Raw genomic sequence first — 14,304 nt, forward strand, 5'->3', positions numbered from 1 at the left:
GCTAGCGATTGTGATGAACGAGACGACACGGCGTGGCCTACTCGCGGGAGCGCTTGCTGCAGGCGTTGGTGGGCTGTCACTGCACTCCGTGAGTGACCTCCTCGAGACCGTTGCGCCGCTTTCGGGTCGGGCCTGGGACGCAGCCGATCGGGACCTCTCATCGCAGGTCGAGAGTCCGCACGGACCCGCCACTGTCCACTATGACGAGTACGGCGTCCCGACGATTGCGGCTGAGACGGACGAGGCCGCGTCGTTTGCCGTCGGCTACGTGCAGGCGTTTGACCGCCTGTTCCAACTCGATATCCAACGGCGCGTTATGCGCGGGCAGGTCTCCGAACTCGCTGGCGAGGCAACGGTCTCCGACGACCGATTTTACACGATGATGGACTTCGCCAGTGCCGCTGAAGCAACCTGGGACCTCGTTCGTGAGACGCCCGCCGGGCCACTCATCGAGGCCTACGCCGCCGGCGTCAACGCCGCCATCGACGGCGAACAGCTCCCACTCGAGTTCGAGTTACTGGGGTACGAACCCCGCGAGTGGACGCCTGTCGATACGCTGTTGATGGAAAAACAAATCTCGTGGGACCTGACGGGGAACTTCAGCGAACTTCGCCGCGAGGTGATCGCGGAGCGACTGGGTGCAGACATCCTCGAGGAGTTGTATCCCGAGTCTCTGGATCACGAGGTCCCCATTCTGCACGACGACATCGAGGGGGACCGACTCGAGGAGACTGAATTCACTCACCTTGGCGAGACAGAGCATGTGCGTTCGCTCGGGAGTACCGAAGGGCAAGCGACGGGTGAGCACAGTGTTGGCCACGAACTGGCGAGTTGGGTTTCAGGCTTCGAGTCACCGCCGGGTGTCGGCTCGAATAGCTGGGTGGTGGGAGGCGAACACACCGAAAGCGGGGTCCCAATTGTCGCCTACGACCCGCATCTTTCCTTGATGACGCCGCCGCTGTGGTACGAACAACACGTCGAGACGCCACGCGTCTCCGTTCGCGGCGCGACGTTTCCCGGCGTCCCGTTCGTCATTGCAGGAGCGAACGAGACTGGCGTCTGGTCCTTTACCAACGTCGGGGCGGACGTCCTCGACTGCTATGAGTACGATCTACGCGAATCGGCGTCCGACTCGTCCGACACAACTGAGACGGACAACGCGAGCGACGACCTCGAGACGGCGACTGACGCCGACGAGTACTACTACGACGGCGAGTGGCGTGAGTTCGACACTGAAACCCGCGAACTCGTCGTTTCCGGCGGTGAGAACCAAACGATCCACCTCAAAAAGACCGTCCACGGCCCCGTCCTCGAGCGCGAGGGCCAGACGGTCGGCGTCGCCTGGACAGGCCACACTGCAACCCGAACGACGGAAGCGATCTACGAGTTCGAACGCAGCGACGGCCTTGAGGACGTACTCGATGCAACCCGGAAGTTCGACCTGCCGACGCAGAATCTGGTTTATGCGGACGCTGACGGCCGGACGCTGTACTATGCGACTGGCAAACTGCCGATTCGTCGCATCGATGGCGACCCAGTCGCTGGCAATCAGGTCTTCGACGGCTCTGCGGGCGAGGGCGAGTGGGACGGGTTTACGCCCTTCGGTGAGTCCTCGTGGGAAGGGTTTGTCCCGTTCGAGGAGAAGCCACACGCGATCGACGCAGACGTCCTCGCAACGGCGAACCAGCGCGTCGTCGACGATCCTGACCACTACATCGGTGTCGACTACGCAACGCCATATCGCGGTGCCCGCATCGCAGAGCGACTCAGCGACCGCCTCGAGTCGGGCGAGCCGACTGATTTCGATTTCCATCGCGACCTGCAGAACGATATCGTCGATGGCCGAGTCGAGCAGTTCCGTCCCGCGTTACTCGAGGCAGTCGCCGAAGACGAGACAATCGACGATCGCGTGGCCGACGCGGCCGCCACACTCGAGGCGTGGGATGCGCGAATGGCCCGCGACTCGTCACCTGCGCTGGTGTTTGCCCGCTGGCTGGCCCACTACCGCGAGGCCGTTTTCGAGCCGGCGTTTGCCGACCACGAACTTGACGAGTCGTACTATCCGAACGACTGGGTGCTCGCAGGTCTCGAGTCCGAGAGCCGATGGTTCGACGAGCGCACGCGTGCGGATACAATGGTGGCAGCACTGCGAGACGCACTCGAGGAGATCGATGCCGAGGGGTGGGACACCTACGGCGACTGGAACTCGACTCGGACGCTCGAGCATCCGTTCAGCGTCGAAGCGCCGTTTCTGGACTACGAAGAGCGCCCAGCGGATGGCTCCGTCGCGACGGTCAAGAACTATCGGGTCGAAAGCGGCGTCGGAGCGAGTTGGCGGATGATCGTTGAACCCGGCGGTGACGCAACGGCGATTCTTCCCGGCGGGAACTCGGGTGATTACTTCTCCCCACACTACGACGATCAACTCCAGTTGTGGCTCGACGGCGACCAAAAGTCGATGACAAGAACCGGACGAACCGATGGCGAGGCCGATGCGACGTTCGTTGCAACCGACGCCGCAGCTGGGGGCGATCAATGACCGAGCCACACGCGTCGCCATCGGACGATGATGTCGCAGGGAGCGATACCGACGACGTGACTGACACGCCAGACAGATCCAGTACTGCCACGCACGACAGCCGACAGGAACAGCACCACCGCTCACCGCTAGCGTCGCAGGCACTGGCGCTCCTTGAGCGCGCCAGAACGGAGTCCGGCGTCCACGCAGGTGCGCTTTGTCTCTGCGTCAGTATCGGACTCGTACTTGCGTGGGTCCACTGGCTTGGACTCGTCGCCGGGGGCGCAGCGGTCGGGCTGGTGTCACCGACGCGGACGCGAGCCATACTGGGTGGCGTTGCCTTTGGACTCCTCGCGCTTGGCGCGTTCGCGCTCACGCTTGGGGAGACGACACGCGTTGTCCTCGAGATGACGCCAGTTGTCTACGCGACAGGTGCAAGCGCAGTCGGACTGGCAGTGCTTGGGTCGCTGAGCAGAGTGGTCCTCTAACAGAGACTGGTGCGGCCAGTCAGTACCACATCTGCACCTGGACGACAGCTGCATGTCAAATCGATCCGAACCGTCAGTAGGAGCCGTACGGCACTCTCACGGTGGGGTCCTATGACACCTTCGTACGTCCATCGGGTATGCGACTCATTCTCAATGAATCGACGAACACCGTTCACCGGGCGCGTCACGACACCGGCGACCAGGTGGCTGACTGCGGTGCGCTCAGACACGTCACCCATCGCGAGGTCCACCCACTCGAGGAGGCCGACCTCGAGTCGGAATCGGCGGACGAGCGCGCGATCAATCGCTGCGGGCGCTGTTTCGATGGCTATGGTGGCTACTAACTGTGGGGTCTCTACTCTGCTGATCCCGTAGAAGCCCCGGTACGGCCTGCAACGTAACAGCCATCGTTTATGGCGCTGGTCGGTGCCAACTTGATACCCGCCACCACGCTTGTCCGTGGGTTCTGGCGGTCAGGGACGACCGCCACGTCACCGACTACACCGAGCCATGTCAGACGAGACTCCAACCGACGACACGCGCCATGAGGAATCGACGACAGACTCCAACCCAGAGGCCGCAACAGACGGCGGCTCGAGCCAGCCCGGCACGAGCGATGATACTGACGGAGTCGACGAGGCGAGCAAGCAGGACCAACTCGAGGACGTACGCGAAAACCCGGAGGGAGAGGACCTCACCTCTGATCACGGCGTGAAGATCAGCGATACGGACAACTCCCTGAAGGCGGGCGAGCGCGGGCCGACGATCATGGAGGACTTCCACTTCCGGGAGAAGATGACTCAGTTCGACCACGAGTCGATCCCGGAGCGGGTCGTCCACGCCCGCGGAACGGGTGCACACGGTTACTTCCAGCCATACGAGGACCCGGATTTGGGTGACGAGTACGACGATCTCGAGGAGATAACGAAGGCCAAAGTCCTCACGAATTCAGACCAGAAGACACCGGTGTTCACTCGGTTTTCGACCGTTGTGGGCTCTCGAGGCTCCTCGGACACTGTTCGAGATGTTCGAGGCTTTGCGACGAAGTTCTACACGGAGGAGGGCAACTGGGACCTCGTCGGGAACAATATGCCGCCCTTTTTCATCCAAGATGCGATGGAGTTCCCCGATCTGGTTCACGCGATTAAACCCGAACCCGACGATGCGATTCCGCAGGCCTCGGCGGCCCACGACACGTTCTGGGATTTTGCCTCGCTCAAGCCCGAGATCACGCATATGATTATGTGGGTCCTTTCGGGACGGGCACTTCCCCGCGCGTACCGGATGATGCAGGGCTTCGGCGTCCATACCTTCCGACTGGTCAACGACGACGGCGACGCTGTATTCGTCAAATTCCACTGGACGCCCAAACTCGGCACCCACCAGCTCGTCTGGGACGAAACGACGAAGCTCTGGGGCAAGGACTCGGATTTCAACCGAAAAGGTCTCTACGACGTCATCGAGGAGGGGTACGACCCCGAGTGGGAACTCGGCGTGCAGATCTTCGACGAGGAGCAAGCCGAGGAGTTCGACTTCGATGTCCTCGATCCGACGAAGATTGTCCCCGAGACCGAAGTCCCGGTCCGGCCGATTGGCAAGATGGTGCTGAACGAGACACCGGACAACTTTTTCGCCGAAGTCGAGCAGGTCGCGTTCCACCCCGGAAACGTGGTTCCGGGGATCGACTTCTCGAACGACCCGCTCCTTCAGGGACGACTCTTCTCCTATCAGGATACCCAGCTCAACCGCTTCGGCAGTGCCAACTGGGACGAAATTCCGATCAACCGGCCCATCGCCGAACGGCACAACAACCAGCGCGCCGGCTTCATGCGCCAGGAGATCAACGAGGGAAAAGCCTCCTACAAACCCAATTCCATCGGCGACGACGACCCACAGGAGGTTCCCGAGGAAGAAGGCGGCTACGAGCACTTCGCCGAGAAGATAGACGGCAAGAAAATCAGAAACCGCAGCGACAGCTTCGGGGACCACTTCACACAGGCACGGCTGTTCTGGAACAGCATGTCCGAGCCCGAAAAGCAGATCATCGTCGACGCTGCCCACTTCGAACTCGGGAAGGTCGACCGCATGGAGATCCGCGAGCGGATGGTCTACGACCTGTTCAACAACGTTGACCACGAGTTTGCGAAACGCGTTGCGGACGGAATCGGCGTCGAACCGCCCGAGTCACCCGGCGACGAGATGCCAGACCACGACCGAGAAGATCCCTCGCTCAGCATGGAAAATCGGACGCCGGACACTATCGAAACCCGCAAAATTGCGATGCTGATCGACGATGGCTTCGATGACGACCACGTCTCGGAGCTTCGCTCGGCCTTAGAAGAGGAGGGCGCTCGAGTCAAGATCATCTCGAAAGTCCTCGGCGAGAAGTCGGGAGCCAACGGCGAGACCGTCGAACCGGACAAACACCACGTCGCGGCGGCCTCGGTCTCGTTCGACGCAGTCCTCATCCCTGGCGGCAGCGAGAGCGTCGACGCCATGCGCCAGCAGGGCTCGCCGAAACACTTCGTTGCGGAGGCGTTCAAACACTACAAGCCAATCGCGGCAGTCGGTGAGGGGACGAAGCTTCTCGAGGCAGTCGACCTGCCAGACACCGACATCGCCGACGACGGCGACCTCGTCTCGGATACCGGTGTCGTCACCTGTCGCAACGACGATCTCGAGGAGTTCGCCGAAGCGTTCCGCGATGCCATTGCCCAGCACCGTCACTGGGACCGAGAGCCGGAGGAAGTGCCGGCATAGGCGTTTCCGTCGGTTTGTTTTCGACTGATATAGACGCCCCTATACGTCTACGTCCTCTCGAGCAGCCTCGAGGTGTCGTCGCTCGATAACCACCTCATCAGCCTTCTCGTTCGCCTCATCTGGCTCGCATTCGTCCGCGACTTCTCGAATGGCTTTCATCGAGGCGTCCCGAACCAGCGCCTCGAGATCCGCACCGGTGTAGCCCTCGAGATCGGCTGCGAGGTCCGTGATGTCGACATCGTCGCTAAGTGGTTTGCCGCGGGTGTGAACCTCGAGAATCTTCTCGCGGGCTTCGGCGGTCGGTTCGCCGACGAGGACGTGCGTATCGAGTCGTCCGGGTCGGAGCAAGGCAGGGTCGATGAAGTCCTTGCGGTTGGTCGCCGCGAGGACGACGAGATTCGGATTCTCGCGCATGCCGTCCAGTTCGGTCAGGAGTTGAGAGACGACGCGCTCGGTGACCTCATGGCTATCGCCTCGAGCGGCGGTGATGGCGTCGATTTCGTCGAAGAAGACAATCGACGGCGCGGACTGCCGGGCGCGTTCGAACACCTCGCGGATGGCCTTTTCGCTCTCGCCAACGTAGCGGTCGATGATTTCGGGACCGTCGACGCGGACGAAGTTCACATCTGTTTCACCCGCTAACGCGCGCGCCATCAACGTTTTTCCTGTGCCTGGCGGGCCATACAGCAAGACGCCCGATGGCGGATCTGTGTTCGTTTTCTCGAACAGTTGATCGTAGGTCAACGGCCATTCGACGGACTCGCGAAGGGTCTGTTTGGCCTCCTCGAGGCCACCAACGTCTGAAAAGTCCGTGTTTGGCGACTCGGCAACGTACTCGCGCATCGCCGATGGTTCGATTGAGGCGAGTGCCTCGTCGAAGTGTCGCTTTTGGACTGTGGGATTTCGATTCCATTCGTCGCGCTCGTCGGTTTCGGTCGGGCGGCTACGGATGGCTGCCATCGCGGCCTCACTTGCGACGCCGTCGAGATCCGCGCCGACGAAGCCGTGTGTGCGCCGAGCGATTGCCTCTACACTGACGTCGTCCCCGAGGGGCATCCCACGGGTGTGAACCTCGAGAATCTCCTTGCGACCCTGTTCGTCGGGGACGCCGATCTGAATCTCGCGGTCGAAGCGGCCGCCACGACGCAGGGCGGGGTCAATCGAGTCGACGCGGTTGGTCGCGCCGATGACGATCACTTCGCCACGGGCGTCGAGGCCGTCCATCAGCGTCAGTAACTGGCCGACGATGCGGTTTTCGGCGTCCCCGTCGTCGTCGCGCTGGCCTGCGATGGAGTCGATTTCATCGAAGAAGATGATCGTTGGCGCGTCCGCTTCGGCTTCCTCGAACACCTCCCGCAGGCGTTCTTCGCTCTCGCCTTTGTACTTCGACATGATCTCCGGACCGGAGACCGTCTCGAAGTTCGCATCGACTTCGTTCGCGACCGCGCGGGCGATCAGCGTTTTCCCGGTTCCTGGCGGGCCATACAGCAAGACACCCGATGGCGGATCGACACTCAGCCGCTGGAACAGTTCCGGCTCCGACAGCGGCAGTTCGATCATCTCCCGGACGAGTTCGAGTTCCTCGTCTAACCCACCGATATCCTCGTAGGTAACGCCCGACCCGGCTGTCTCACTCTCGATATCAGCGTCGGCTGCGGCGTCACTCGTGGACGCTCCCGATCCGCCCGAGGCAGACTTGTTTGTGCCGCTCGAGGCGTTCGCTGTGTTCGAACTCGCTGTTGGGGACCCGCTCGCGTCGACGATCCGGATCGTGGTCGTACTCGAGATGCGAACGTCGCCGTTGGGATCGGTATCGATGACTTTGAACGGTTCCTGGCCGAGTCCTTCGACGCGGATTTGCTCGCCCGAGCGGACGGGGCGATTGCGGAGTTTCTTCGTCGCTTCGCGCTCGGCGAGGCGGCGCTGGTCGCTCGAGACGGCAGGCGGCGCTCGCAGTGTGACGCGGTCGGCTTCCTGAATCGAGGATTTGTCTTTCGTCCGGACGGTAACGGTGTCACCGACGTGAACGCCGGCGTTTGCGCGCGTATCGCCGTCGATCTGGACGACGTTTTCGGGGACCGACGGATCGGCCGGCCACATCTTCGCGACGGTTTCTGCATCACCCTCGATAACGACCGTGTCGCCGCTCAACACGCCGAGTTGCCGGCGCGCGAGTTCGGGAATGCGTGCCACGCCGCGGCCAGCATCTCGTTTCTCCGCGGCTCGTACTGACAGCGAAACGCCGTCCGAATCCGACCCACTCATACGCACGTCTTTCGTGGCCCCCGTCTTGAGAATTTCCCAACAATTCTATCTCGGCAACTGACCGGTTAGCACAGCAAATCGTCACCGAACCTCGGACTGTGCCGGTGAAACGCATTTGGTTATCGCTGTCTCATCGTCTGGCATGGTGGTCCAGACCGAGCGCGACGACGCCACGTGGTTCGAGTGTGAGACCTGTGGCTTGCTCTTCGACGAGCAGTCGGATGCAACCGAACACGAAAAACACTGTGACGGCACCGATCCGTCCTACATTCAGTGAGCACGCGACGCCAGCATCACAGTCCCTACTCGAGTCGCTCGCGGTGTTCAGCCGCGAGGTCTTGAGCCTGCTCGCGGGTGTGTGTCTCCTCCCAGCGAACCTGGTCGCCGTCGCCGTAGGCCAGCGCCGTCTTGAGTTCATCGCGGAGAATCCCGTCTCCGACCGACTGGACGGTTCCATCGGCAGTCCCGAGTTCGTAGACGCCAGGCCGATCAGGCGCACTCGAGACGGTCGCCCGCTCGAGGTCGCGCCAGGGTTTCTGCAGCGGCATGTTTAGACGCCCTCCTCGCCATCCGCTTCATCCTCCTCAGTAGCCGACTCATCCGCAGCGACCAGTTCGTAGGCGTGTTCGCTCATCTCGTCCTCCGCAAAGACAAAGACACGGCCGTCGACGAGTGAGAGATCCGCCTCGACGCGAATCGAGTACGCCTCCGTCGTAACGCTGACGCCCGGAAACAGCACCTCCTCGTCGTTCGCCTCGAGCATCACGCGGCCGACGCCGGTCGTCTCGAGGATGTTGTCGTGGGTGTCGCGGTCGTTGACGTACGTCATGACGCCTTCGATGCCGTCGGGATCGGTGACGAGAACATGGACGTCCTTGCCAGGCGGCGTTGTAATCGCCCGTTCGACGGGTTGTGGTGGCCCGTGGTAGAACACATCCCGGCCGTCGAGATACTCGACGACGATCCCACCCTCGACGAAGTCGACGCCGATCGTACTCGGCGCAACGTTGTTGCGTGCGCTCATTATCCCGTCTTCGACTGGTATCGGGAAAAGCCGTGTGTTTGACCGGAAGGGGGCGACCGAATCGCAATCGCCAGCCGTAAATACACGCTGTGTGAGTGTGTCACCATGGACGGCCGCGCCGTTGCACCCGCCGCCGGGACGGTTCTTAACGCACTCGCGACCGGAGTCGGCTCCGCGTTCGCAATCGACCTCGAGACGACCGCCACCGTCGAACTCACCGACGACGGCGAGTACGTCGGCGAGGTCGATGGCCAGCCCGACGCCGATACGACACTCGTCGAGCGCTGTGCTGAATTCACGATCGAGGAGTACGCAGACCGCGCCGGATTGAACGCCGACACAGTCGGTGCCCGTATCCAAACCGAAAGCGAGGTTCCGATGGCCTCCGGCCTAAAAAGCTCGAGCGCCGCAGCCAACGCGACGGTTCTGGCCACGCTTGACGCCCTCGAGATTGGCGACGCCATCGACCGGATCGACGCCTGCCGACTTGGCGTTCGCGCCGCTCGCGATGCCGGCGTCACCGTCACCGGCGCGTTCGACGACGCAAGCGCCAGCATGCTCGGCGGCGTCACCGTCACGAACAATTTGGGCGACGAACTGCTCGCCCGTGAAGCGGTCCAGTGGGACGCACTCGTCTACACCCCACCGGAGCGCGCCTACAGCGCCGACACCGACGCCGCAGCCTGCGAACGAATCGCGCCGATGGCCCGACTCGTCGAAGAACTCGCACTCGATGGCCGCTACGGCGAGGCCATGACCGTCAACGGCTTCGCGTTCTGTGGCGCCCTCGAGTTCTCGGCCGCCCCGATGGTCGAAGCCCTCCCCAATGTCGACGGCGTCTCCCTCTCTGGAACCGGCCCGAGCTACGTCGCCGTCGGCGACCGCGAGACACTCGAGGCGGTCCAAGAGAAGTGGGCCGCCCGCGACGGAACGACACGATTACTGCAAACGCGAACGGACGGCACACATATACAATGACTCGAGACGACACAGCCACAGACGGCGGCACAGAGCAGCGAACCCCCGACGAGATGAGCCTCGACGAACTCCGCGAGGAGATCCAGACTATCGACCGCGAAATCGTCGAACTGATCGCCCAGCGAACCTACGTCGCAGATACTATTGCACAGGTCAAAGACGAGCGAGACCTTCCGACCACCGACGAGAAACAAGAAGAGCAGGTCATGGCTCGAGCAGGGAACAACGCAGAGCAGTTTGATGTGGATGCGAATCTGGTGAAGGCGATCTTCCGGCTGTTGATCGAGTTGAACAAGGTTGAGCAAAGGGATAGTAGATAGCACTAATCGAGTTTCTAAGCGCGTGTAACGCCCAATAAGCGATTAGAAATCGTCCGGTTGCTGTTCAGTTGGTTCGTGTTGAACGAATTGAGCAGTAGACCGATCACCAGAACCAGCGGACACTACACGTGCGAATCGAACACGCGCATTCGCGCGAACGAGCGGTCCGAAGGACCCGGTAGTGAGCGCGATTCGCCGGTCGAGCGAAGCGAGACCGGCTTTTTGGCATGAACGGGTTTTCGTCGAGCGGTGCGCGAAGCGCACCCGAGGCGAAAAGAGGTTCGCCTATACTGATCACAGTGGACACGTCAGTCCAGTCCGAGGCTCAATGTTAACGCTTCGTCCACTGCCTCCATCGACTCTGTGTCGAGGCTTCCAAGCACCGAGCGAATCCGTTTTTCGATGGAAACGACACGAACTTGATCGAGGCGAATCGAGGAATCTTTCTCGAGCGGCGAGTCCGCTGCTTCGACGAGGACCTCGAACGGATAGCCTCGATATGTCCTCGTTGCAGGTGCAACGATAGTCGTACTAGCATTTTTATTCCCAACGTCGTTCTGGACGACTACCGCAGGACGAGTTTTCTTCATTTCGTGTCCTTCAGCGGGATCGAGTCGAACGATAACCACGTTGCCGCGACGAATTTCCGAGTCCTCGCTCATTTATTCAGTCCGTCCCACGCCTCGTCCGACGCTTCATTCCACTCTTCCGCAAACTCTTCCGCACTCTCCGAAGCTTCGCGGTACGCGGCAGCCAGTTCATCTTCGTCGGGATGGCCAGATTCCACCTTGACGACGGCGACGGTCACACGCTTGTTCGCGTACTCCGTTCCGAGATAGATTCGACCTCGGTCATCGGTCTCGTTAGTTCGTAGGTCCCGAGCATCTACTTTCGTCATGTTACCGACTTGGCCCTACGGCTGAATAAGTATTGCCCACTATTACCCACGGTAGATATTTTCTGTGACTCGTACCATGGATTTCATCTACTTGAACAAAGTAGAGCAGCGTGAGGATAGGTAACACTCGGCATAGGCCTATGTCATTCATCAGCCGGTTCTAACGGGACTCGTTCCACCTCGATGTCCTCGTAATCTTTCTCCGATGAGAGCACGTTTAGCGTACGTGTTTCTGCAGTCGCGGCGTGGAACGCATCGAACGCCGTCATTCCCTCGTCGTAGTAGTTGACGGCCTTCAGAACGATTTGTCGTTCTTCCTCGTCTCGGACAGGAACGAGTTCGAGCAAATTTGCCACGAGTGGGACGTAATCAAACTCGTACCGTTCTCGGGCGAGAAGGAGTTCGAGATAGGAGAATGCTGACGTTTCTACGTCGTACTCGTCGAGTGCTTCTTCTGCTGATTGCTGCAACCAGTCCGAGTCTTTGGCAAGTGCAAGTAAAAAGTCAGTTTCGACGTAGACCGTCATCTATCGTCCCCGTTCTCGCGGGCCTCGGCTTTCGCTTCTGCTTCGATGTCCACCCGAATATCGTCGATGGACGCGTCACGTAACTCGCCTGCCGCTTCGCGGACCGCAGCGAGCGGGTCGTCCGCAACCGGAACAAGTTCGATTCTATCCTCGTACGTGACGATATGGTACTTTTCACCGTATTTTTCTCGTACGTCTTTGGGGATGTACAGCCTCCCCTGCCCGTCCGTTTTTGCTGACATAGATATGACTATGATGCCATAGACAAAGAATCTTACCACCAACAGGGAACCAATGGTACAGTCATCAGTTTTTATCTGTTCGCACATTGGATATTATCTATCTGAACAAGGTCGAGCAGCGCGAGAATCGGTAGCAAACGATACTGGTTTCACGGATTTACTACTGTTTCTCCTCGCCAATAGCTTCAGCGTTCGGACGCCGAAACACCTACAGTAACACGCAGGTAATACAAATGTATGTCCGAAACGGCCACAAACAACGGCGACGACGAGATCGTCACGGTAAACTTTAAAGTCACACGGTCGTTTCTCAACGAGATCGAAGACACGTGGCAAGGACGAGGATTTAACAGCCGGAGCGAATTTATTCGGTATACCTTACGCGATGCCGTCGAACACCCCACGTTCGACCGCGATGAGCTCGTTGCACTCCTCCAAGCGGAGGAGGACGTTCGTGAAGAACGGACGATGAGCGCCGAAGAAGCGCGCGAACGATTCGGTACTGGCGACACGAATGAGTGACGACGGGTGGGCGTGGGAACTCGCATCGAGCGCACAGGACGACCTCAATGCGCTCAATCCGGACGAGCAGCAACGTATTATCGATAAACCCGAGGAAATCGTCGATTCTCCGTGGCGCGACCCACCACGCCTACCACTCACTTCGCAGTTCGTGGATCACGATGTTCTCCGCTTACGTTTCCCAACAGCGTGTTCCTATCCTGATAGATACCTGCAGCGTCTGAACGTTTCTTGTACTACCCTATCTGCTCTCGAGTGGAAGGCTATTGATCGCCAGTACGCCACGAAATCGGCGTTTCAGTGCTTACTGTTCGGAAGATTCGCGATGTTCCTCGAGCCAGTCGACGGCGAAATCGACGAGCGCCCGCTGTGATGCGAGTGTTGCATTTGCAGCACCCACCGGTCCCTCGGTGACTCCGACGCAGCGTTCGAACGCCGCGCCGAGGTCGGCAAAGTCGTCTGTGTGACCGTCAAGGAGTGTGTACTCGACCATGACGCGCTCGCCGTCTCTGATGATCGGGACGCGATTGGTCGTCGTCTCGAGTGAGATTGCTGCACGGTGTTCGGCGAGGTGCAGCGACGTATTGGTTTCGTGGCCGGTGCCAAGCATCAGGACGCTGGCGTCGTGGTCGTACAGTCGCGCAAGTGGCGAGGATTCGCCGAGGCCGTAATCGAGGGCGTGGTCGCCGGTGATGGCGTCGGCGTCTGCACCCCACGCCGCAACGGAAACGGTCGGGTGGGCACTGCGGATAACACCGGGATAGTTTCGGAAGCATTCGGGAATCGCGCCCATGCCTCGAGTCGGTGTGGTCTCGGGGCGGTAGGCTGGCCGTTCCTCGCGGATGGTCTCGATCCAGTCGTCGGGGGCGGGAGGTGCTCCCCAGTCGGCTGGATTGGTGTACTGAGACGAGTGAGTTGGCATGACGAGCGTGCCAGCGTCAGTGAGTACGGTCTGGAGCGCCTCGATGACAGCAGGTGCGTCGCCACAGACCCAGCCGAGGGCGCTCAGTGACGAGTGGACAAACACGGTATCGCCGGCTCCAACACCGAGGTCACGGAGGTCGGAGACAAGAGAGGCAACGGTCGCTGGTTCTGCAACGCGCGCAATCGCATCCGCTTCGCTCATACCTCGAGTGTCACAGGACGCGTAGTTGAATATTCGGGTGCCGTGAGACCGAAATGAACGGACTGGATAGACAGTTTCTCGTCACGGTGACTCTCATCAAATGCTGAAAAATGATTGATACGCAGAGTTGGCAAACACGCATCTATGTCCACGTTCGGTCGACGAGAGACGACGGCGGATCGACGAGTGTGCCAGTTGCGAACCGACGGCGGCCAGAACCGAGCCGAAACGGATTCGACGCGCCAGAAGACGGAGACAGATGGCGTCACGATTGCGTTCGAAGGACCAGAAACGGTACGCATTTCGGGCAATCTCGAGGACGTGTTGCTCGCGGTATGCTGGTGGGACGAGTCGGGACTCGTCGGGACGATCACGGAACCGGTTGGCAGCGTTGACGGCGATCGAACCGTCACTGCATCATCAGCGTTCAGCGACGTCGAATTCGCCTACGGGCCGATTGTGACCGGTGTCGAGGGCTTTCGTGACCCAGGCCCCTCGGTTCCTGGCACAGGTGACGTTTCGGCTGTAAATCCGACTCTCGAGGCCTACATCGAGGCTGTTCGTGAGAGACACGCAGCTATCGACCTTGAGGAGCCGTTTCCCAATACCGACTAACTGTCGACCGAATTTTCAGTG

17 protein-coding genes and 1 pseudogene are annotated in these 14,304 nt (G+C 60.4%); 10 read left to right on the top strand and 8 right to left on the bottom strand.

All coding sequences use genetic code 11. The features are described 5' to 3' along the window. Positions 1–13 precede the first annotated feature (13 nt). The 4 genes from G6M89_RS19585 to G6M89_RS19600 all read left to right on the top strand — a co-directional run bounded on the left by G6M89_RS19585 (position 14) and on the right by G6M89_RS19600 (position 5,766). Complete coding sequence (locus tag G6M89_RS19585; protein WP_206335629.1) at positions 14–2,539, top strand: penicillin acylase family protein; 2,526 nt, start codon at positions 14–16, stop codon at positions 2,537–2,539. Beyond that, positions 2,536–3,006 carry a hypothetical protein gene (locus G6M89_RS19590; RefSeq protein WP_241175445.1) on the top strand — a complete coding sequence of 157 codons (471 nt, stop codon included), beginning with the start codon at positions 2,536–2,538 and terminating at the stop codon, positions 3,004–3,006. Before G6M89_RS19585 ends, G6M89_RS19590 begins: the two co-directional genes overlap by 4 nt. 137 nt (positions 3,007–3,143) lie before the next feature. Further along, positions 3,144–3,350 carry a hypothetical protein gene (locus tag G6M89_RS19595; protein WP_165163586.1) on the top strand — a complete coding sequence of 69 codons (207 nt, stop codon included), beginning with the start codon at positions 3,144–3,146 and terminating at the stop codon, positions 3,348–3,350. Between the two features lie 166 nt (positions 3,351–3,516). Further along, positions 3,517–5,766: a catalase gene (locus G6M89_RS19600; protein WP_165163587.1), complete on the top strand. Its 2,250-nt coding sequence runs from the start codon at positions 3,517–3,519 to the stop codon at positions 5,764–5,766. Positions 5,767–5,805: 39 nt separating this feature from the next. On the opposite strand, the gene G6M89_RS19605 is transcribed toward G6M89_RS19600, so the two are convergent. Then, complete coding sequence (locus tag G6M89_RS19605) at positions 5,806–8,031, bottom strand: AAA family ATPase (protein WP_165163588.1); 2,226 nt, start codon at positions 8,029–8,031, stop codon at positions 5,806–5,808. Between the two features lie 142 nt (positions 8,032–8,173). On the opposite strand from G6M89_RS19605, the gene G6M89_RS22640 reads away from it, so the two are divergent. Continuing rightward, entirely contained in the window at positions 8,174–8,308 is a 135-nt protein-coding gene (locus G6M89_RS22640) for a hypothetical protein (protein WP_255488558.1), read from the top strand. Between the two features lie 25 nt (positions 8,309–8,333). Here G6M89_RS22640 and G6M89_RS19610 read toward each other — a convergent pair whose 3' ends face one another. Together G6M89_RS19610 and G6M89_RS19615 are read right to left on the bottom strand one after the other, a co-directional pair. Then, the gene (locus G6M89_RS19610; protein ID WP_165163589.1) at positions 8,334–8,579 is read right to left on the bottom strand and encodes a hypothetical protein; all 246 of its coding nucleotides are present in this window, start codon (positions 8,577–8,579) and stop codon (positions 8,334–8,336) included. A gap of 2 nt (positions 8,580–8,581) precedes the next feature. After that, positions 8,582–9,055, bottom strand: a complete 474-nt coding sequence (locus tag G6M89_RS19615) for a DUF5796 family protein (RefSeq protein WP_165163590.1) — start codon at positions 9,053–9,055, stop codon at positions 8,582–8,584. Between the two features lie 105 nt (positions 9,056–9,160). Between G6M89_RS19615 and G6M89_RS19620 the strand changes: the two genes are divergently transcribed. Together G6M89_RS19620 and G6M89_RS19625 are read left to right on the top strand one after the other, a co-directional pair. After that, positions 9,161–10,033 (top strand): shikimate kinase, encoded by an 873-nt coding sequence (locus tag G6M89_RS19620; protein ID WP_165163591.1) that lies wholly within the window; start codon positions 9,161–9,163, stop codon positions 10,031–10,033. Further along, entirely contained in the window at positions 10,030–10,353 is a 324-nt protein-coding gene (locus G6M89_RS19625; protein WP_165163592.1) for a chorismate mutase, read from the top strand. Before G6M89_RS19620 ends, G6M89_RS19625 begins: the two co-directional genes overlap by 4 nt. A 308-nt stretch (positions 10,354–10,661) precedes the next feature. Here G6M89_RS19625 and G6M89_RS19630 read toward each other — a convergent pair whose 3' ends face one another. From G6M89_RS19630 to G6M89_RS19645, 4 genes are all read right to left on the bottom strand, one after another. After that, positions 10,662–11,015, bottom strand: coding sequence for a type II toxin-antitoxin system PemK/MazF family toxin (locus G6M89_RS19630; RefSeq protein WP_165163593.1), 354 nt, complete (start codon positions 11,013–11,015; stop codon positions 10,662–10,664). Further along, positions 11,012–11,251: a hypothetical protein gene (locus G6M89_RS19635; protein WP_165163594.1), complete on the bottom strand. Its 240-nt coding sequence runs from the start codon at positions 11,249–11,251 to the stop codon at positions 11,012–11,014. The genes G6M89_RS19630 and G6M89_RS19635 overlap by 4 nt, the downstream gene beginning before the upstream one ends. 143 nt (positions 11,252–11,394) lie before the next feature. Further along, on the bottom strand, positions 11,395–11,778 hold the full coding sequence (locus G6M89_RS19640; protein ID WP_165163595.1) for a PIN domain-containing protein: 384 nt from the start codon (positions 11,776–11,778) through the stop codon (positions 11,395–11,397). After that, on the bottom strand, positions 11,775–12,020 hold the full coding sequence (locus G6M89_RS19645) for an AbrB/MazE/SpoVT family DNA-binding domain-containing protein (protein WP_165163596.1): 246 nt from the start codon (positions 12,018–12,020) through the stop codon (positions 11,775–11,777). The genes G6M89_RS19640 and G6M89_RS19645 overlap by 4 nt, the downstream gene beginning before the upstream one ends. 237 nt (positions 12,021–12,257) lie before the next feature. Between G6M89_RS19645 and G6M89_RS19650 the strand changes: the two genes are divergently transcribed. Both G6M89_RS19650 and G6M89_RS22915 read left to right on the top strand, forming a co-directional pair. Beyond that, a complete protein-coding gene (locus G6M89_RS19650) occupies positions 12,258–12,542 on the top strand; it encodes a ribbon-helix-helix domain-containing protein (protein WP_165163597.1) in 285 nt (94 codons plus the stop codon). Continuing rightward, a pseudogene (locus G6M89_RS22915) lies at positions 12,535–12,669 on the top strand (type II toxin-antitoxin system RelE/ParE family toxin); the annotation flags it as partial. The gene G6M89_RS19650 and the pseudogene G6M89_RS22915, both read left to right, overlap by 8 nt. A gap of 177 nt (positions 12,670–12,846) precedes the next feature. On the opposite strand, the gene G6M89_RS19660 reads toward G6M89_RS22915, so the two are convergent. Then, positions 12,847–13,668 carry an aminoglycoside N(3)-acetyltransferase gene (locus G6M89_RS19660; RefSeq protein WP_165163598.1) on the bottom strand — a complete coding sequence of 274 codons (822 nt, stop codon included), beginning with the start codon at positions 13,666–13,668 and terminating at the stop codon, positions 12,847–12,849. Positions 13,669–13,812: 144 nt separating this feature from the next. On the opposite strand from G6M89_RS19660, the gene G6M89_RS19665 reads away from it, so the two are divergent. Continuing rightward, on the top strand, positions 13,813–14,283 hold the full coding sequence (locus G6M89_RS19665) for a hypothetical protein (RefSeq protein WP_206335630.1): 471 nt from the start codon (positions 13,813–13,815) through the stop codon (positions 14,281–14,283). The last annotated feature ends 21 nt before the right edge of the window (positions 14,284–14,304 follow it).

It is taken from the genome of Natronolimnobius sp. AArcel1 (genome assembly GCF_011043775.1).
Classification (GTDB): Archaea; Halobacteriota; Halobacteria; order Halobacteriales; family Natrialbaceae; genus Natronolimnobius.

Bases quoted from the DNA above. Each gene is read 5' to 3' on its own strand.
- G6M89_RS19585 (WP_206335629.1), top strand. From the start codon at position 14: ATGAACGAGACGACACGGCGTGGCCTACTCGCGGGAGCGCTTGCTGCA.
- G6M89_RS19590 (WP_241175445.1), top strand. From the start codon at position 2,536: ATGACCGAGCCACACGCGTCGCCATCGGACGATGATGTCGCAGGGAGC.
- G6M89_RS19595 (WP_165163586.1), top strand. From the start codon at position 3,144: ATGCGACTCATTCTCAATGAATCGACGAACACCGTTCACCGGGCGCGT.
- G6M89_RS19600 (WP_165163587.1), top strand. From the start codon at position 3,517: ATGTCAGACGAGACTCCAACCGACGACACGCGCCATGAGGAATCGACG.
- G6M89_RS19605 (WP_165163588.1), bottom strand. From the start codon at position 8,031: ATGAGTGGGTCGGATTCGGACGGCGTTTCGCTGTCAGTACGAGCCGCG.
- G6M89_RS22640 (WP_255488558.1), top strand. From the start codon at position 8,174: ATGGTGGTCCAGACCGAGCGCGACGACGCCACGTGGTTCGAGTGTGAG.
- G6M89_RS19610 (WP_165163589.1), bottom strand. From the start codon at position 8,579: ATGCCGCTGCAGAAACCCTGGCGCGACCTCGAGCGGGCGACCGTCTCG.
- G6M89_RS19615 (WP_165163590.1), bottom strand. From the start codon at position 9,055: ATGAGCGCACGCAACAACGTTGCGCCGAGTACGATCGGCGTCGACTTC.
- G6M89_RS19620 (WP_165163591.1), top strand. From the start codon at position 9,161: ATGGACGGCCGCGCCGTTGCACCCGCCGCCGGGACGGTTCTTAACGCA.
- G6M89_RS19625 (WP_165163592.1), top strand. From the start codon at position 10,030: ATGACTCGAGACGACACAGCCACAGACGGCGGCACAGAGCAGCGAACC.
- G6M89_RS19630 (WP_165163593.1), bottom strand. From the start codon at position 11,015: ATGAGCGAGGACTCGGAAATTCGTCGCGGCAACGTGGTTATCGTTCGA.
- G6M89_RS19635 (WP_165163594.1), bottom strand. From the start codon at position 11,251: ATGACGAAAGTAGATGCTCGGGACCTACGAACTAACGAGACCGATGAC.
- G6M89_RS19640 (WP_165163595.1), bottom strand. From the start codon at position 11,778: ATGACGGTCTACGTCGAAACTGACTTTTTACTTGCACTTGCCAAAGAC.
- G6M89_RS19645 (WP_165163596.1), bottom strand. From the start codon at position 12,020: ATGTCAGCAAAAACGGACGGGCAGGGGAGGCTGTACATCCCCAAAGAC.
- G6M89_RS19650 (WP_165163597.1), top strand. From the start codon at position 12,258: ATGTCCGAAACGGCCACAAACAACGGCGACGACGAGATCGTCACGGTA.
- G6M89_RS19660 (WP_165163598.1), bottom strand. From the start codon at position 13,668: ATGAGCGAAGCGGATGCGATTGCGCGCGTTGCAGAACCAGCGACCGTT.
- G6M89_RS19665 (WP_206335630.1), top strand. From the start codon at position 13,813: ATGTCCACGTTCGGTCGACGAGAGACGACGGCGGATCGACGAGTGTGC.